At 69.5% G+C, this 14,414-nt stretch carries 19 protein-coding genes and 3 pseudogenes; 12 read left to right on the top strand and 10 right to left on the bottom strand.

Features of this window, described 5'->3' with window-relative positions:
* Window positions 1-26: 26 nt before the first annotated feature.
* Window positions 27-209, top strand: coding sequence for a hypothetical protein (locus ACZ5ID_RS28845; RefSeq protein WP_468903605.1), 183 nt, complete (start codon window positions 27-29; stop codon window positions 207-209).
* 523 nt (window positions 210-732) lie between these two features.
* On the top strand, window positions 733-1,092 hold the full coding sequence (locus tag ACZ5ID_RS28840; RefSeq protein ID WP_468903603.1) for a hypothetical protein: 360 nt from the start codon (window positions 733-735) through the stop codon (window positions 1,090-1,092).
* A gap of 17 nt (window positions 1,093-1,109) precedes the next feature.
* On the opposite strand, the gene ACZ5ID_RS28835 is transcribed toward ACZ5ID_RS28840, so the two are convergent.
* Window positions 1,110-1,343, bottom strand: a complete 234-nt coding sequence (locus ACZ5ID_RS28835; RefSeq protein WP_468903601.1) for a hypothetical protein — start codon at window positions 1,341-1,343, stop codon at window positions 1,110-1,112.
* Window positions 1,344-1,936: 593 nt separating this feature from the next.
* Here ACZ5ID_RS28835 and ACZ5ID_RS28830 point away from each other — a divergent pair.
* Entirely contained in the window at window positions 1,937-2,653 is a 717-nt protein-coding gene (locus ACZ5ID_RS28830) for an ANTAR domain-containing protein (protein WP_468903599.1), read from the top strand.
* 148 nt (window positions 2,654-2,801) lie between these two features.
* On the opposite strand, the gene ACZ5ID_RS28825 is transcribed toward ACZ5ID_RS28830, so the two are convergent.
* Window positions 2,802-2,966 carry a hypothetical protein gene (locus ACZ5ID_RS28825; RefSeq protein WP_468903597.1) on the bottom strand — a complete coding sequence of 55 codons (165 nt, stop codon included), beginning with the start codon at window positions 2,964-2,966 and terminating at the stop codon, window positions 2,802-2,804.
* A 64-nt stretch (window positions 2,967-3,030) separates the two neighbouring features.
* Here ACZ5ID_RS28825 and ACZ5ID_RS28820 point away from each other — a divergent pair, with 64 nt between their 5' ends.
* Window positions 3,031-4,368, top strand: coding sequence for a diacylglycerol/lipid kinase family protein (locus ACZ5ID_RS28820; RefSeq protein WP_468903595.1), 1,338 nt, complete (start codon window positions 3,031-3,033; stop codon window positions 4,366-4,368).
* A gap of 478 nt (window positions 4,369-4,846) precedes the next feature.
* On the opposite strand, the gene ACZ5ID_RS28815 is transcribed toward ACZ5ID_RS28820, so the two are convergent.
* From ACZ5ID_RS28815 to ACZ5ID_RS28805, 3 genes are all read right to left on the bottom strand, one after another.
* Entirely contained in the window at window positions 4,847-5,134 is a 288-nt protein-coding gene (locus ACZ5ID_RS28815) for an ANTAR domain-containing protein (protein ID WP_468903592.1), read from the bottom strand.
* 244 nt (window positions 5,135-5,378) lie between these two features.
* Window positions 5,379-5,738, bottom strand: coding sequence for an ANTAR domain-containing protein (locus ACZ5ID_RS28810; protein WP_468903590.1), 360 nt, complete (start codon window positions 5,736-5,738; stop codon window positions 5,379-5,381).
* Between the two features lie 80 nt (window positions 5,739-5,818).
* Complete coding sequence (locus ACZ5ID_RS28805; RefSeq protein WP_468903588.1) at window positions 5,819-6,061, bottom strand: hypothetical protein; 243 nt, start codon at window positions 6,059-6,061, stop codon at window positions 5,819-5,821.
* 632 nt (window positions 6,062-6,693) lie between these two features.
* Here ACZ5ID_RS28805 and ACZ5ID_RS28800 point away from each other — a divergent pair.
* Window positions 6,694-7,113 (top strand): hypothetical protein, encoded by a 420-nt coding sequence (locus ACZ5ID_RS28800; RefSeq protein WP_468903585.1) that lies wholly within the window; start codon window positions 6,694-6,696, stop codon window positions 7,111-7,113.
* Here the strand turns inward: ACZ5ID_RS28800 and ACZ5ID_RS28795 are convergent.
* Entirely contained in the window at window positions 7,099-7,392 is a 294-nt protein-coding gene (locus ACZ5ID_RS28795) for a transposase (RefSeq protein ID WP_468903581.1), read from the bottom strand. The genes ACZ5ID_RS28800 and ACZ5ID_RS28795 overlap by 15 nt on opposite strands.
* 1,151 nt (window positions 7,393-8,543) lie before the next feature.
* Between ACZ5ID_RS28795 and ACZ5ID_RS28790 the strand changes: the two genes are divergently transcribed.
* The gene (locus tag ACZ5ID_RS28790; RefSeq protein ID WP_468903578.1) at window positions 8,544-9,548 is read left to right on the top strand and encodes an alpha/beta hydrolase; all 1,005 of its coding nucleotides are present in this window, start codon (window positions 8,544-8,546) and stop codon (window positions 9,546-9,548) included.
* A 122-nt stretch (window positions 9,549-9,670) separates the two neighbouring features.
* Here ACZ5ID_RS28790 and ACZ5ID_RS28785 read toward each other — a convergent pair whose 3' ends face one another.
* Window positions 9,671-9,850 carry a hypothetical protein gene (locus ACZ5ID_RS28785; RefSeq protein WP_468903576.1) on the bottom strand — a complete coding sequence of 60 codons (180 nt, stop codon included), beginning with the start codon at window positions 9,848-9,850 and terminating at the stop codon, window positions 9,671-9,673.
* Here ACZ5ID_RS28785 and ACZ5ID_RS28780 point away from each other — a divergent pair.
* Window positions 9,811-10,008 (top strand): annotated as a pseudogene (locus ACZ5ID_RS28780) (IS5/IS1182 family transposase); the annotation flags it as partial. The gene ACZ5ID_RS28785 and the pseudogene ACZ5ID_RS28780 sit on opposite strands and share 40 nt — an antisense overlap.
* 51 nt (window positions 10,009-10,059) lie before the next feature.
* A pseudogene (locus ACZ5ID_RS28775) lies at window positions 10,060-10,736 on the top strand (IS5 family transposase); the annotation flags it as partial.
* Window positions 10,737-10,816: 80 nt separating this feature from the next.
* Here the strand turns inward: ACZ5ID_RS28775 and ACZ5ID_RS28770 are convergent.
* A complete protein-coding gene (locus ACZ5ID_RS28770) occupies window positions 10,817-11,008 on the bottom strand; it encodes a hypothetical protein (protein ID WP_468903574.1) in 192 nt (63 codons plus the stop codon).
* A gap of 146 nt (window positions 11,009-11,154) precedes the next feature.
* Between ACZ5ID_RS28770 and ACZ5ID_RS28765 the strand changes: the two genes are divergently transcribed.
* Window positions 11,155-12,165 (top strand): aldo/keto reductase, encoded by a 1,011-nt coding sequence (locus ACZ5ID_RS28765; protein ID WP_468903572.1) that lies wholly within the window; start codon window positions 11,155-11,157, stop codon window positions 12,163-12,165.
* On the opposite strand, the gene ACZ5ID_RS28760 is transcribed toward ACZ5ID_RS28765, so the two are convergent.
* Window positions 12,132-12,377 (bottom strand): LapA family protein, encoded by a 246-nt coding sequence (locus ACZ5ID_RS28760; protein ID WP_468903570.1) that lies wholly within the window; start codon window positions 12,375-12,377, stop codon window positions 12,132-12,134. The genes ACZ5ID_RS28765 and ACZ5ID_RS28760 overlap by 34 nt on opposite strands.
* A gap of 82 nt (window positions 12,378-12,459) precedes the next feature.
* Between ACZ5ID_RS28760 and ACZ5ID_RS28755 the strand changes: the two are divergent.
* Window positions 12,460-12,705: pseudogene (locus ACZ5ID_RS28755) on the top strand (IS5/IS1182 family transposase); the annotation flags it as partial.
* Between the two features lie 136 nt (window positions 12,706-12,841).
* On the opposite strand, the gene ACZ5ID_RS28750 reads toward ACZ5ID_RS28755, so the two are convergent.
* Window positions 12,842-13,234 carry an SHOCT domain-containing protein gene (locus ACZ5ID_RS28750; protein WP_468903568.1) on the bottom strand — a complete coding sequence of 131 codons (393 nt, stop codon included), beginning with the start codon at window positions 13,232-13,234 and terminating at the stop codon, window positions 12,842-12,844.
* A gap of 192 nt (window positions 13,235-13,426) precedes the next feature.
* On the opposite strand from ACZ5ID_RS28750, the gene ACZ5ID_RS28745 reads away from it, so the two are divergent.
* Together ACZ5ID_RS28745 and ACZ5ID_RS28740 are read left to right on the top strand one after the other, a co-directional pair.
* Window positions 13,427-13,981: a potassium channel family protein gene (locus ACZ5ID_RS28745; RefSeq protein ID WP_468903566.1), complete on the top strand. Its 555-nt coding sequence runs from the start codon at window positions 13,427-13,429 to the stop codon at window positions 13,979-13,981.
* Entirely contained in the window at window positions 13,978-14,238 is a 261-nt protein-coding gene (locus ACZ5ID_RS28740; protein ID WP_468903562.1) for a hypothetical protein, read from the top strand. The genes ACZ5ID_RS28745 and ACZ5ID_RS28740 overlap by 4 nt, the downstream gene beginning before the upstream one ends.
* Window positions 14,239-14,414: the final 176 nt, after the last annotated feature.

Raw genomic sequence — 14,414 nt, 5'->3', positions numbered from 1 at the left:
CGCCATTCGTCGACAGGAGAAGACAGATGCTGGCATTCGCGGCGGCCGTGCTCTTCGTCATCGCCTTCGTCATCCACGCGACCGAGACGTCGACCGAGGCCGTCTTCAGCCCGACGAGTCTCATGCTCGTCGGACTTGCCCTCCTCGCCGTGCACTCGAGCGGCGTGGGGCCCGGATGGGCTCCCCGGGGACGCGGTCGCCGGCGTTGAGCCTTTCCGGGCCTCGGCTGACCCACCGATCGCGCGGCGGGGCTTCGCGCTGTCCGGCGCCGTCCTGCCACTGGCCGTCGCCTCTACCCCGCCCCGCACAGACGACCGTCGGCCACCGCGCTTCGTACCGGTCGCCAAGCGCCTTGTGACACAGCGTATATGCCCACCGACCGCCGCCTGCCCGCTGCGGAGGTCCCGCCGGGGAGAATAGGCGGCTTTCGCTCGCCTTCCGGTGCCGAATGGCCGCTACCCTGAAATGTGGACGCCTTGGAGCTCGGCGGACTCGTTGTTGCGCAACACAAGGTGGCTGCGGGAGTGGGGGGACCACGTCGTCCGGACGCCCGGTGTGGTGCGTCCTCCGGGAGGGAACCGAGCGGTCCCCAGTCCTGGTGGACGGAGTGGCACACCGGCTGTTCGACTGCCTCCTTCGAACGTATGCCTCTGCCGTAAACGTCCCGGGCGGGGCCCGGAGTCAGGCTCCGCGCCGTGGTTCTGCCTGGCGGATCTCTAGAACTGAGGCGTCATGCCCCTACCGCAGTCGAACGTCTACCGCCACGACAGAAACACCGAAGGTCCGACGCCCCTGGCCGGGGAGGTCGCTCCGGAGACGATACCGCTGTTGTGCGCGGCGCATGAGCTGTGCCTCCGGGACGGCGTGCACAACAGCGGCAGCGATTTCACCCCGGTCACCATCTCGGACTGCGGCGGCCCCGACAGCCTCATCCAGGCGTACTGGGGACGGCAGAACCCCGAAGAGATGACGCGGCCGACCGGCCACACCGTGCTCCGCGTCCCCGCACTTCCCTTCGCAGAACAGGTCATGGCGAGACCGGAGGAACTCCGGGGACCGGTCCGTCATACCTGGACCCGGTGGTCCGGGTGACAGCCGACGGTCGGTCGTCACGGATTCGCACGCTGGTCGCCGAGCAGGCGGCCCTGCGCGGTGGCGGGGTCGGCGTGGTGGACGTGTGCACCGCGGCGGTGGCCGCGCCGCCGGTCGATGGTGCCGGGCTTTCCGGAATGTCCCGGACCGCGGCGAGCCACCCGGTGTGCAGTACCGACGACATCAGCGAGCAGTTGGAAGAGCTGCAGCTCACCCTCGGTGAAGGACCATGCGTGGACGCCTTCGCGCACAGCGCGGCCGTCCTGACTCCCGACCTGCGAACCAGTGAACTGCATGAGCGCTGGCCGGTATTCGCAGACGCGGCCCTGGCCGTCGGAGCCCTCGCGGTCTTCGCGTTCCCCCTGCAGACAGGGGCGATCACTCCCGGAGTCCTGGACCTGTACTCCCAGGGCCCGGTCCGGTTGGACGCGGATCAACTGGCCGATGCCATGGCTTTGCCGATTTCGCGACGCTGGCCCTGCTGGACGCCCGGATCGGCGCCACGGGCACATCGCCGACGGACGCCGCAGCGCCGGAACATGGCCCGGACCTGGGCGGGTACCGGGCGGAGATCTCCCAGGCCACCGGCATGCTCACCGTCCAGCTCGGTGTCGGCATCGACGAGGCCTTCGTCCGGCTGCGCACCTACGCCCTATGCCCAGGGGCGCAGGCTGACCGTCGTGGCCGCTGACGTGATGGCCCGGCGACTCCGCTTTTCCCCCGGCGCGGAGCCGACCCGGATTGACGAGGCCCCGTGACGCCCTCGCTCGGTCCAGTGAACGCGTGATGCGCGGCACGCCCCGCCCGCTTCCGGCAGAGCTATTCTCGACAAAGGGTGTAGAGGATGAATGAGCAACTCCTGGCCAAGACCTTCGTCGAGTTGGCGGACAATCTGGTCGCCGACTTCGACGTGATCGACTTTCTGCGCCTGTTGACCGACCGCTGCGTCGGGATGCTCGGCGCGAGCGCCGCCGGCGTGCTGCTCGCCGACCGGGACGGTAACCTGCGGGTGATGGCCGCTTCCGACGAACAGGTACGGCTGCTGGAGCTCTTCCAGCTTCAGAGCGACGAGGGCCCCTGCCTGGACTGCTTCCGCACGGGCACGCCGGTGGCCGTCGCCGACCTGCGGACAGAGACCGCCCGCTGGCCTCGCTTCGTCGCCCGGGCCCAGCTCCACGGGTTCGGCGCGGTCCAGGCACTGCCCATGCGGTTGCGGGACGAGGTCGTCGGCGCGCTGAATCTCTTCCGCGCCGCCCCCGGCCCCTTCGACCCGGTCGGCACACCCATCGCGCAGGCCCTGGCCGACGTCGCCACCATCAGCCTCCTTCAGCAACGCTCCACCCAGCGCACCACGGTCCTCAATGAGCAACTGCAGACCGCGCTCAACAGTCGCGTACTGATCGAGCAGGCCAAGGGGAAGCTCGCTGAACGCCAGGGCCTCGACATGGAACAGGCGTTCACCGCTCTGCGCGGTTACGCCCGCTCCCACAATCGCCGCCTGTCCGATGTGGCCCGCGCGTTCATCGACGACACCGAGCCCTTGGCCGGACTGACAACCTGACCGCGTGGCGCCGTTCACAGGCGGCGCCAGCGCGCCGACGCGAAGGAGAAGGCCCCGAAGAGGATCAGGCCGATCGCCACGACGACGCGATCAGGATGAAGACGCTGGCCGCGGCGCACACCAGCCCGCGTGCCACGCCCCCTCCCACTCACAGGCCGGTGACCACCTGCCGGGTGCGGTGGCTCGTCGCGCCGAGATCCAGGTGTCGCAGGAACTTGCACATCGCCGCCCGTGCCGCGAGCACCGCACCGATCCCGATCCGGAGGCTGCCGCCCGCGCCCACCGGCACTTGGCCGTACGTCAGTTCCAGCACCGACGCCCTTGAAGCGCCGGGCGGACACCGGCCTGTTCACCACAGGCAGGGGTACTCGGCCGCCATGCGAACCCATGAACCGCGACCCGGTGCACATACGAAGTCCCTCGCGGCCGCGAAGGGCCGGACCCGCAACCGCAGCGCTCGCCGGTCCGCCTTGCGCGGCACCGGCTCGCTCGTCCTCACTTCTGCCGCCATCCGGGTCGCCGCCAGGGCCCTCGATCACCGTCGGCCGTTGCGGCACCCACCGAGCGGGACGTCGCCGTCCCACCGCACGGCCGGTGCTGCCGCCTTCGCGACGGCCGTCACCCTGGAGGCTCCCGGACTGGGGATCGCCCTCGTCCCCGTGGCAGCGGGCGTCGCCGCCGCCCGCGCCCTCTCAGGCGTGCCCTCGCCCGGCCGCGTCCTGGCCGACATCGCGCTCGGGGCGGGGGTCGCGGCGGCGACCTGCCACTGGTGGCCGCGGCACCAGGACGAGCCCGCCGACAGCGCACGGCCCAGGCTCCCGGTTCCCGCCCTTCCGTCCGGCGAGGGGCTGGTGGTGGTCGTCAACACCGACGCCGGAAGCGAAGCCGCCGATGTCGAGCTGCACGCCCTCCTGCCGAAGGCGGACCTACGGCTGTGCCAGGCCGGCGAGGACCTGCACACCGCGCTCCGGGAGGCCGCCGCGTACGTATGGGCGCGTGGCGGCGCACTCGGAGTCGTGGGCGGTGACGGCGCGGTCAACGCGGCGGCCGCGCTGGCCGTCGAGAGCCGTCTGCCGCTCGCGGTGTTCCCGGGCGGCACCCTCAACCACTTCGCCGCCGACCTCGGACTGCCGACCCTGAAGGACACCGCGGAGGCCGTGGAAGCGGGCCGGGGCGGAACCGTCGACCTCGGCCGCGTCACCGGCGACGGCGAGTGCACGCACTTCCTCAACACCTTCAGTATGGGCGTCTATGCCGAACTCGTCCGGGCTCGCGAAGCCCGCGAGACGTCTCTGGGGCAATGGGCCGCCCTCGCCCTCGGCCTGCTACGGGTCCTCGCCGACGGCACCCCCATCGATGTCGCCGTCGACGGACAGCCCCGACGGCTGTGGCTGCTGTTCGCCGGCAACAGCCGCTACGACCCGCCCGGTTTCGCCCCCTCATCCCGGCCGAGCCTCGACGACGGTCTCCTCGACGTGCGCATCGTCGACGGCAAGCATCCCTTCGCCCGCACCCGTCTCGTCGCCGCCTTCCTCACCGGAACCCTGGCCCGCTCCCGTGTCTACGAGGAGACCACCGCCGTCCGCCTGCGGATCGACTGCGCGGGAAAGGGGGGCGACTACACCTGCGACGGAGAGGTCGGTCCCGCCTCCGACACCCTCGTCCTCGACAAGAGGGCCCGGGCACTCACCGTCTACCTGCCGGCCGGGCGGTGATCCCGCGCCGCCAGCGGCCGTTGACGCGGTGCCGGGGACTGTGCCCCGAAACGGGCGCTCAGTGTCTCCGTATCCGTCGATTGCCAGATGGGCGTGACTGTCCCGCGGGTCTTGCGGTGTCCTGAAGCGGGGCCCCCGGTGCGCTCCGCACCACCTCCAGGAACGCCGCGGCTGCTGTTCCCGTGCCGCTGGTGGACGACGTACAACTGCCGGGATGCGACGAGGGGCTGGACGCACTGGCCCTTCGGCTCGAGGAGCGCACGACAAGGCCCCCGACGGCCCGGCTCACCGTGACAGGGCCCGAGCGGCCCGGACAGCCGCGCCGACCGGCCGGACACGGGGCGAGCGCGGACGGCGGACCCGTGGTGCCGGTCCCCAGAGCGGGCTGCCCGAGCAGGGCTTCTGCGTTCGGCCCGGGCGGAGGCACCGGAGAACGGGGAACACCACTCCTGGTGCCGTCCGCAGCACGCACACGCTCTCATCGGCGGTCGTTGAGGCGCCTCAGCGCGCGGCGCAGCTCCCGTTGTATCTGCCCGGGAAGCGGCTCGTCCTCCGTAGTGGCGACCAGAGCCGCAGCCACCCCCCGGAGCTTGACGTTGCAGTGCTGCGACACCTCCACCAGCAGGCCCCAGGCCAGCGCGCTGGAGCACGGTGCCAGGGCCATCACCATGCCACGGGCCTGGTCGATCACCGCTCGGCTCGACAGCGCCCTGTTCAACTCCACGTTCGCCGCGCGCAGTTCGAGGACCTCGGCGACGAGATCCACACCTTTTGCCGAATCCCCGCCCGTCAAGAATCTTCGCTCTTCGCAGGGTGTGGTCGCTCGGTGCATGGCGCCTACCTCACAACGCAGTAATGAGAGCCACGGCCTACGCCCCCGCGAGCGCGCCGTCGGCGTTCAGTGGCGGGCGAGGTGCCTCTCACCCGCCGTACGCGGGGCATGGGGCGATCGCCGGTTTTTGAAGATCGTTTCCTCGTCCTCGGCGGGCAGGACGTTCTCTGTGCGACGCTCAACGCCGGTCCGCCGCATGGAGGCGCCGCAGTGCGCGACCCAAGGCGCGCTGCATCTGCCCGGGAAGCGGTTCCCCCTCCGTAGTGGCGACCAGGGCGGTGGCAACCTCTCGAAGCCTGAGATCGCATCGCCGTGCGACATCCACCAGCATTCCCCGTGCTGCCGCGCGACGGCACGGAGTCAGCACCATCACCATGCCGCATGCCTGGTCGACGACGGCGCGGCCGGCCATCATCCGGCGCAGCTGGTCGAGCTCGGTTCGCAACGCGGCAACGTCCGGCCCCGGGGACACGCCGCCCCACGCGGCTTGGGCCCTCAAATTCCACCGCTCCTCTTGGATCGTGGTCGTCCGCTGCATGGCAAGCCTCTCTCGGCGAGATCTTCCACTCCGGTCCGGCTTGCGCCGCTCCGGAGTGCCTGAACAGGCAATTGCGCGTGTCACCTGCGATGCTCGTGATCCCGGCGGTCCTGGCGCATCCATTGCCCCCGGCGCTGATAACGGTAGCGGCGGTCCCACCGGTCCTGCCGATCCCGGTAGTCCCGATACTCCCCGTACCCCGAGTCGTTCCCGCGTAGCCAGCCCCCGGTACCGTCTCGGCCGTAGTGGACGAGGGCGAAGACCAGCACGGCCGCGGCCCACCACCACAGGGCATTGAGGAAGCCGAGGCCGAAGAGAGTCACGAGGAGAATGAACAACAGTACGAACACGCGGGCCTCCCGGAGCGGAATGGGACATCGCTGCCAGGGACCGGGGCCTCACCCAACAGCGTAGCCCTGTGCACCGACCGCGTATACCTCACGGTGGGTCACCTACCGGTCAATCTGGACGGCCCCGGAGCGGCTCCGGCCGCGCCCCGAACCCGTCTGCCCCTGAAGGACGTTGACAGCAGACGCCGACAGGCGTTGAGTGGCAGCACGGTGCAGGGCCATGCCACTCCGGACCCACGGAGCGAGACATGATCCTTCCCGCTTCGCCCGGACCCCGCGGAAAGCAGTGAAGCTCTCCGCGATCTGGAGGTCCGGCGTTGCCTACATGGACATTGTTTTCTCCTGATCCCGCAGTTCCGGAGGGTTCAGACAGTCCGGCGACAGGGCCGGGGATTCCTTCGGGCGCTGCCGCCGGACGTCCCGGTGGAAACCCGTGTCGCCTCGACACCAACAGGGTTTCTCGCGCGCTCACTTCGTTAGGGCACCGGGCGGCAGGCCGTCACCCGGGACCGAGCGAGCGGCGGACACGGACCGGCACGATGGGCACCCCGACCACGCGCGCCATGGGCGCTGAACCGACGCCACGCAAAGGAAAGTGAGACAGAATGATGTATGACCAGGAACGCGCACAACAGCCTCAGGGCGAGCGCCCGGACCCCGCTACGCGACGCGGCCCGCAGCGACCCCGCACGGGACCGCCCCGCACCCCGCACGAGCCGGCCGTCAACGGCAACGATCCCGACCGCGCCCCGGGCTCCACGCTCCTCCCCCAAGCCGAGCGGGACAAGCTCACCCTGGCGCTCCAGCAGGCCCTCGGCTCCTTCGTGGAGAGCCCTCGCGAGGCGGTGGAGGAGGCCGACGGCGTCTTCGACGAGGCCGTCACCCACGTGACCGAGACCCTCGCGGAGCGGCACCGCGTCCTGCGCGCGAGCTGGCAGGACAGGGGCACCGAAGTGCAGACCGAGGAACTACGGCTGGCGTTGCGGCAGTACAGGGAGACCACGGAGCTGCTACTGCACCTGTAGCGCCCCCGGGGCCCCCTCCTCTGCCCGGGGGCGAGGTGCGGGAGCATCTGCGACGTCGGCGAGGTGGTTGCCGGCGAGGTTGGCGAGCTCGCGGGTCTTGATGGCCGACCAGAGTAATTCCACGGGGCTGAGTTCGGGTGCGTAGGCGGGCAGCCGTTCCAGGGTGAACCAGTCCTGGTCAGCTGCCCAGGCCCGCATGCCCCGGCTCCAGTGCGCGGACAGCCCGTCCCACACCAGCATCACCGACTCGCCGGCGTAGAACGTTTTGACCTGTTCCAAAACCTCGATCAAGGTAGGTCTTGCGACCGGCGATCCGTGGCCCGTGCAACGCGTCACCGGTCCACAACTCGTTCGGGTGCCGGGCCTCAAACCGGCCGAAGACCTCCCCGCCCGGGGCGGGGACGTTCAGCCCTCGTTCGGCGAAGTGCCGCTGCAGGGTGCGCTCGGTCGGCGCCCAGCCGTTGCTGGTCCCAGGATCCGCCGGATCTGGGCCGCGGTCCGCTCCGGCTTCTCCTTCTTGAGCGCGACCGCGAGCTCCAGCAGCTCGGGCGGGGTCCGCGGGACGCACCGGCGCGGTGTCGGCGCGAGCGCGGCGAAACCGCCCCGGACGCCAGTCCCGCACCCACCGGTCCAGCGTCCACCGGGTCACGGTCACCCGCCGGTCGAACGCGTCGGTGTGCTCGGCCTCGGCGATCCGCCGACACAACGCGCCGCGCTGCCGGGTGGACAGCGGCGGGTCGATCAACTCCTGGATCAGCGAATACCGGAACAGAGCCACCTGCCGGGACTTCTCCGCCCGGCGGCGGTCCTCCTCCTAGAAAGACTCCATGCGGCCTCCACGCTCCCCTCCGGCTCACGACCACCCGGTGACAGGCAGTCACGATCCAGCGTCGGCGCGGAGACAGTGCGTGCCCAGAGGCGACTCGTGTTGATCAACTCCGTCAGCCCGGCCCCCTGCCGAGACAGGGAACTGCAGAGCTGCCGGCGGCCGGACGGCGCGACAAGACGCCGACCGACAGCCGTTCCCGTGATCGGCGCGAGCCGGTCACGAGAACACCGGGGTCACCGGTCAGATCGGCATCAGCAGCAACTCCCGGCCCGCCCCGAAGCCACCGACATCTCAGCCAGCACCTCGGCAACCGTCTTCCGCGTGACCCGCAACCGCTCCAGACCCTCCCGGGCCTGACCCAACTGCAAGATCACGAGGGCGAGTTCTTACTCAAGTTCCTCCACCCGCGCCCGGGCAGCCGCCTCCTGGGCCTCCAACTCCTCAAACAGCGGGCCCATCCGGCATCCCCTCCACTACCAGGTGGAGACGGACAGAGGCGAGCACCTCCCCAACCGCGATTCCCCAACGCAGCGCTTCGCCTCAGAAGAGCCGCACCCAAAACCGAATGACGCGAAGGGGACAGGGGCGCTACCGTCCGCGCATGGATCTTGAACCTAGTCAACCCGTGCCCGCCGTTCCCGTGCCCCTCGATGTCGAAGTTCAGGTCGCCTATGACGCCATTCTGGTGGAGAAACCGGATATGGCGGCGATGAGCCTCGAGAGGCTGCCGGTGATCCGCGCGGAGGTCGACGCCGCAGTGGCGGCGCTCGAGGACCTCAGCCATGGCGGACGCTTCGGCGTCTCCCAGCCTTCGGCACCCAGCCTGGACGGCGCCTCCGAGATCCCGTTGCTGGTGTGCACGCCCTCCGGCGCGGCGCCCGCATCGCGGCCGGCGCTCTACTTCATCCACGGCGGCGGCTTCTACTGCAGCGATCACCGCATCGGGCTCGACCAGATACTCGACACGGCCGAACGGCTCGGGGCCACGCTGATCTCGGTCGGCTACCGGCTCGCGCCCGAGCACCCCTACCCCGCCCAGATCAACGACGCGTACGCCGGCCTGCTGTGGGTCGCCGACCACGCGGACGAGCTCGGCATCGACCCGGAGCGCATCATCGTCACGGGCCCCAGCGCCGGCGGCGGCCTCAGCGCCGCGCTCGCCCTGTACGTACGCGACAAGGGCGGCCCCCGGCTGCTCGGCCAACTACTGACTGCCCCCCTGCTCGACGACCGGAACGACAGCGCCTCGGCCCTGCAGATGGACGACGTCGAACTCTTCGACCGCAGCCACAACGGGTTCGCCTGGAGCTCGCTGCTCGGCGACGCCCAGGGCGGAGCTGACGTGTCGCAGTACGCCGCGCCCGCCCGCGCCACCGACCTGACCGGCCTGCCGCCCACGTTCCTCGACGTCGGCTCCGCCGAGTGCCTGCGCGACGAGATCATCGCCTACGCCGACCGGATCTGGCAGGCCGGCGGCAAAGCCGAGCTGCACGTGTGGCCCGGCGGAATCCACTCCTTCGACCGGAAAGCCCCCGAGGCGCGGATCAGCAAGGCCGCCGTCGCGGCACGCCGCAACTGGCTCGAGCGCCTTCTCGCCGCCAACTGACGGTCTCCCCCGGCGGTCAAGGGCAGATCCTGCCATGAGCTGCAGACATCTGTCCCTTCAGAAGAGCCACACCCATTGACGGTCGGCCGAAAGCCTGTTCCGTCATCAGCCCAGCTAGGTACCTACCTCAAGTGCACAGGGTCACGAGGGTTGAGGTCGAGACAGGGGGCGATGGTGGCCGCGGTAGTGGCGGACTGCAGATAGTTCGTCGCGTGGTGGAAGCGGAAGAAGGGACTGATCACGGTGGTGTGGTCGGGGTCGACGCCGTCGAAGTAGCGGCTCAGTTTCGGTGGGACGGCCACGGGGTCGCCAAGATCGGCGATGTTCACCGATCTGGTGGCTGACCGGCACCCGCAGACTCAGCCCCCGCTACGAACGCCAACCCCGCAACTACCTGGCATGCCTCGGCCTCACCGCAGCCCTGTGCTGCTACAAACGTTTACTCAAACTCACCACATAGGACACCGTCTTGGACGAAGTTTCCTTTGGCGAGGGAAGCCGTTGTGTTGGTATGACGAGTCTTGTTGGGCATCTGGTCTCGGATGAGTTGTGGGCGTTGTTTCGGCGGGTGGTGCCGGAGACGGTGGTGGTGCGTCCGCAGGGCGGAGGCCATCGACGGGCCGGGGACCGTGAATGTCTGACCCCGATCGTGTTCGTGGCCACGTCTGGTTGCTCCTGGCGGCAGTTGCCTCCGGTGTTCGGGTCAGCTTCGCCCACCGTCTACCGACGATTCGCGCATTGGAGCCAGCAGCGCGTCTGGGCCCGTCTGCACCGCGTCATCCTCGACGAACCCGGTGCCCAGGGCGCCCTGGACCGGTCACGATTCGCCGTTGACTCCGTCAGCGTCCGCGCCCTCAAAGGGGGCAGCTGACCGGACCGAATCCGACCGACCGCGGCAAGACGGGATCGAAAATCCACCTCATCGTCGACCGCTCCGGCCTGCCCGTCTCCGTCGCCATCTCGGCTGCCAACACCCATGACAGCCTGGCCCTGCAACCCCTGGTCATGGGAATTCCGCCCGTCCGCAGCCAGCACGGACCACGGCGCCACCGACCGGCGAAGCTTCACGGCGACAAGGGCTACGACTATCCCCACCTTCGCCGATGGCTCCGCGAGCGGAACATCACCCCGCGCATCGCCCGCCGCGGCGTCGAAAACTCACAACGCCTGGGCCGACACATCTGGCTCCACCACGCCGACGACGTCGCGCTCGACACAGTCACCATGCACGCCAGCCGCGTGGCCTCCACGCCACCACAACCGGGGATTCAATGCCGCGTGGAGGACGCATAGCCGCAGGACAGCTGTGTGAAGCTCTTGCCGTTCGCCACGTAGGAGCAGGCGCCGTCGGGGGCGCGCTTGATGACGACCTGAAGATGCATGGGCTTGCCGCAGTTGTTCGTCACCGTCACGTACGGTGTGTGAACGTTGCGCTTCACACATGCCGGAGCGGTGCCCACGCCATTGTCGGCGCAGCGCTGGAATAAGGGATTCCGCGGGTAGGGGCGCGGTCGCGGGTGCTGCGATACCGCCGCCCGGTCCAGCGGAGCACGCCCCACGCCTCTGAGTTTGCGTTAGAACGCACTCCAACTCCTAGTTTCGGCGCATGCGATACATCAAACTCGGAACGACCGGGCTGGAAGTCTCCGCCATCGCCCTCGGCTGCATGAGCTTCGGCGAGCCGGAGCGGGGTGGTGAGCCCTGGTCGCTGAGCGCGGACGCCAGCCGGGACATCATCAAGCAGGCCCTGGAGGGCGGCGTCAACTTCCTCGACACGGCCAATGGGTACAGCGCCGGAAGCAGCGAGGAGATCGTCGGCCAGGCGGTCAAGGACTTCACCCGGCGCGAGGAGGTCGTTCTCTCTACCAAGGTCTGGATGCGGATGCGCCCCGGTCCGAACGGGGCCGGGCTGTCCCGCAAGGCGATCTTCGCCGAGCTCGACGCCTCCCTGAAGCGGCTGGGGACCGACTACATCGACCTGTACCAGATCCACCGCTGGGACTACGACACCCCGATCGAGGAAACCCTCGAGGCGCTGCACGACGCGGTCAAGTCCGGGAAGGTCCGCTACATCGGAGCCTCTTCCATGTACGCCTGGCAGTTCGCCAAGGCCCTGTACCTGGCCGATCTGAACGGCTGGACCCGGTTCGTGTCGATGCAGGACCACTACAACCTCATCCACCGGGAAGCGGAGCGGGAGATGCTCCCGCTCTGCGCCGACCAGGGCGTCGGCGTGATCCCGTGGAGCCCGCTGGCGCGGGGCAGGCTGACGCGGGTCCGGGACACCGCCACGGCGCGTGCCAATACCGACGAGGGCGGCAAGATCCTCTACCGCGACGGGGACCAGGCAGTGGCCGAGCGCGTCCACGAGATCGCGGGCAAGCGTGGTCTGTCCCCGGCCCAGGTCGCTCTGACCTGGGTCATGCGCAACCCGGCGGTGACCTCGCCCATCGTCGGGGTCACCAAGCCGGCCCAACTGGCCGACGCACTGGCTGCGGTGGACGTCGCACTCGACGAGGACGAGGCCGCCTACTTGGAGGAGCCCTACCAGCCGCACGAGGTCGCCTACTTGGAGGAGTCCTTCTACAAGTCGCGGCCTGTGGCCACCTCCCGGTAGTCCGGGCTACCGCCGGCCTTCGGCGAGCCCTTGACCTCGGCCTTCACAGCCCTGTGGTGGGCCTGGCGGTACTTGCGGGCGGTCGCGCGCAACCGCATGATCTGCTCGCTGCCCCCCGGCACGGTGAGCAGGATGCCCGCCACCGCGGCCAGCAGCAGGGCCACGCTCCGCGGAACGTGCCCGTGGTCACCGAAGTAGCTGACGTCCCCCAACTGCTCCTGAGTTTGGTCAATCGGTAAGAGATTTCGCGGGTGGAGGCGTCAGGCTGATGTGCCGCAGGCACCGGTCGGGTTCGACAAGCTCGTCGCGAAACTCGTCTTCGACGGCTCGTACGAGAAGCACGCCGATCATTCGTGCTCGGCAACCACGATGAGAACCCGACGCAACGAGTGGATCGCGGCCGGTGTCTTCGCAGGGCTGGAGCAGATCGTGCTGGAGACCTACGACCGTGTCGTGGGCCTCGACCTGGCCGACATCACCGTCGACGGGCAGATCACCAAATCGCCCTGCGGTGGCGAGGTCGCCGGGAAATCACCGATTTTTGACCGAGGAAGGCGGCCGGCACAACGCTGTGACGTAAGTGAAGGGGATGGAAGCGAGCAGCATGCAATGGATCAGCGAACAGATCGAGGGACCCACGCCATCGCCCTGAGGCGGGAGCGGCGGCACACCGGCCTCACGCCAGGACCTTGGCCTTGGCGCGCTCGTACTCCTCCGGAGTGATGTCGCCCTTGTCCTTGAGCGCGGAGAGCTTGCTCAGCTCCTCCACCGAACCGCCCCCGCCGGTTCCGGCCGCGTTGCGGACGTACTGCTGGAACGCGTCCTCCTGCTGCTTGAGCTGCTTCACGTCGCGCTGTCCCATGCCCTGTCCACGGGCGATGAGATAGACGAAAACACCGAGGTAGGGCAGGACGAGCACGAAGACCAGCCATCCCGCCTTGGCCCAGCCGCCGAGGCTGTGGTCGCGGAAGATGTCGGTGGCCACCTTGAAGAGCAGGAAGAACCACATCACCCACAGGAACAGCCACAGCATCGTCCAGAAGAGGTTGAGGAGTGGGTAGTCGTCCATGCCTGTCTCCGATCACGGGGGTGATCCCTTCCTACCTTCGGTAGGACGAGGTCGCACTCCGGAGGAGAGCCGCCGGGGCCCCTCCGCCTCCGGTGGCGGGACCGTCCGTCCCCGCCTCTCCTGAAGCAGAGGGCGGGCAGGCGCCGGGCGCGCCGGGCGCCCGACAGCACCACGCGTACACCGGAGCGGCCCATGGAACGCGCAGGCCCGGGCGACCGGCGCCGCCGCCGCGCCCTCGCCGGCCATCTGCTGCGTTCGGTGGCCTCGGCGGTTCTGCTGATCGCGCTGTACTACCTGGCCCCGCTGGACCGAGGAGTGGGCGTCGGCACCGCGGTGATGCTCGTGCTGGGGCTGGCGCTCTTCGGCTGTCTCGCGGCCTGGCAGATCGCCGCCATCACCCATGCGGAGTATCCGCGGCTGCGGGCGTTCGAGGCGCTGGCCACCGCTGTGCCGCTCTTCCTCGTGCTGTTCTCCGCAACGTACTTCCTGCTCTCCGACAACCGGCCGTCGTCGTTCTCGGAGCCGCTGAGCCGGACCGACGCGCTGTACTTCACGGTCACGGTGTTCGCGACCGTCGGCTTCGGCGACATCGCGCCCACCACCGGCACCAGCCGTGCGCTGACCACCGTGCAGATGCTCGCGGATCTGATCGTGGTGGGCGTGTTGGCCAAGGCCCTCTTCGGCGCGGTCCGCGTCGGGCTGCGCCGCCGGGGTGAGGCTCCCAAGTACCCGGAGGAGGAGCCGTGACCGCCGACGGGACGCAGCCGCAGGAGGCAGATCTGCTGAGGGGCATGCTCCGGACGCCCGGCTACCTCATGGCGCTCGTGCTGTGCGCACTCATCGGTATCCCAGTGTCCCTCGCCGCGTTCTGGTTCATGGTGGGCTGCACGAACTGGAACACGTGCTGTGTGCCGGGCTTCCGCACACCCTGGGCTGGGAACTTCCGCCGTGGTGGTGGCCGCTGCCCCTGCTCCTCTTCGCCGGGGCAGCGGTGGGTCTGGTAGCAACACGGCTGCCGGGCGAGGGCGGTCACATCCCGGCCGCCGGCCGAGCGATGGAACGGCCCCTCCCAGCCGATGGACGACGAGGCCCGCTGGGCAACCGCCCGACGCCTGCTGCACGACGAGACCGTCAAGCCCGAAGGCCGTCTCGCCGGCCTGCTGTTGCTTCTCTGTGCCCA

This window comes from Streptomyces sp. NPDC031670, assembly GCF_055580545.1.
The sequence above is the reverse complement of the archived record's forward strand: the minus strand, read 5'-3'. Positions and strand labels throughout refer to the sequence as shown.

Bases quoted from the DNA above. Each gene is read 5' to 3' on its own strand.
- ACZ5ID_RS28845 (WP_468903605.1), top strand. From the start codon at position 27: ATGCTGGCATTCGCGGCGGCCGTGCTCTTCGTCATCGCCTTCGTCATC.
- ACZ5ID_RS28840 (WP_468903603.1), top strand. From the start codon at position 733: ATGCCCCTACCGCAGTCGAACGTCTACCGCCACGACAGAAACACCGAA.
- ACZ5ID_RS28830 (WP_468903599.1), top strand. From the start codon at position 1,937: ATGAATGAGCAACTCCTGGCCAAGACCTTCGTCGAGTTGGCGGACAAT.
- ACZ5ID_RS28820 (WP_468903595.1), top strand. From the start codon at position 3,031: ATGCGAACCCATGAACCGCGACCCGGTGCACATACGAAGTCCCTCGCG.
- ACZ5ID_RS28810 (WP_468903590.1), bottom strand. From the start codon at position 5,738: ATGCAGCGGACGACCACGATCCAAGAGGAGCGGTGGAATTTGAGGGCC.
- ACZ5ID_RS28800 (WP_468903585.1), top strand. From the start codon at position 6,694: ATGATGTATGACCAGGAACGCGCACAACAGCCTCAGGGCGAGCGCCCG.
- ACZ5ID_RS28790 (WP_468903578.1), top strand. From the start codon at position 8,544: ATGGATCTTGAACCTAGTCAACCCGTGCCCGCCGTTCCCGTGCCCCTC.
- ACZ5ID_RS28765 (WP_468903572.1), top strand. From the start codon at position 11,155: ATGCGATACATCAAACTCGGAACGACCGGGCTGGAAGTCTCCGCCATC.
- ACZ5ID_RS28750 (WP_468903568.1), bottom strand. From the start codon at position 13,234: ATGGACGACTACCCACTCCTCAACCTCTTCTGGACGATGCTGTGGCTG.
- ACZ5ID_RS28745 (WP_468903566.1), top strand. From the start codon at position 13,427: ATGGAACGCGCAGGCCCGGGCGACCGGCGCCGCCGCCGCGCCCTCGCC.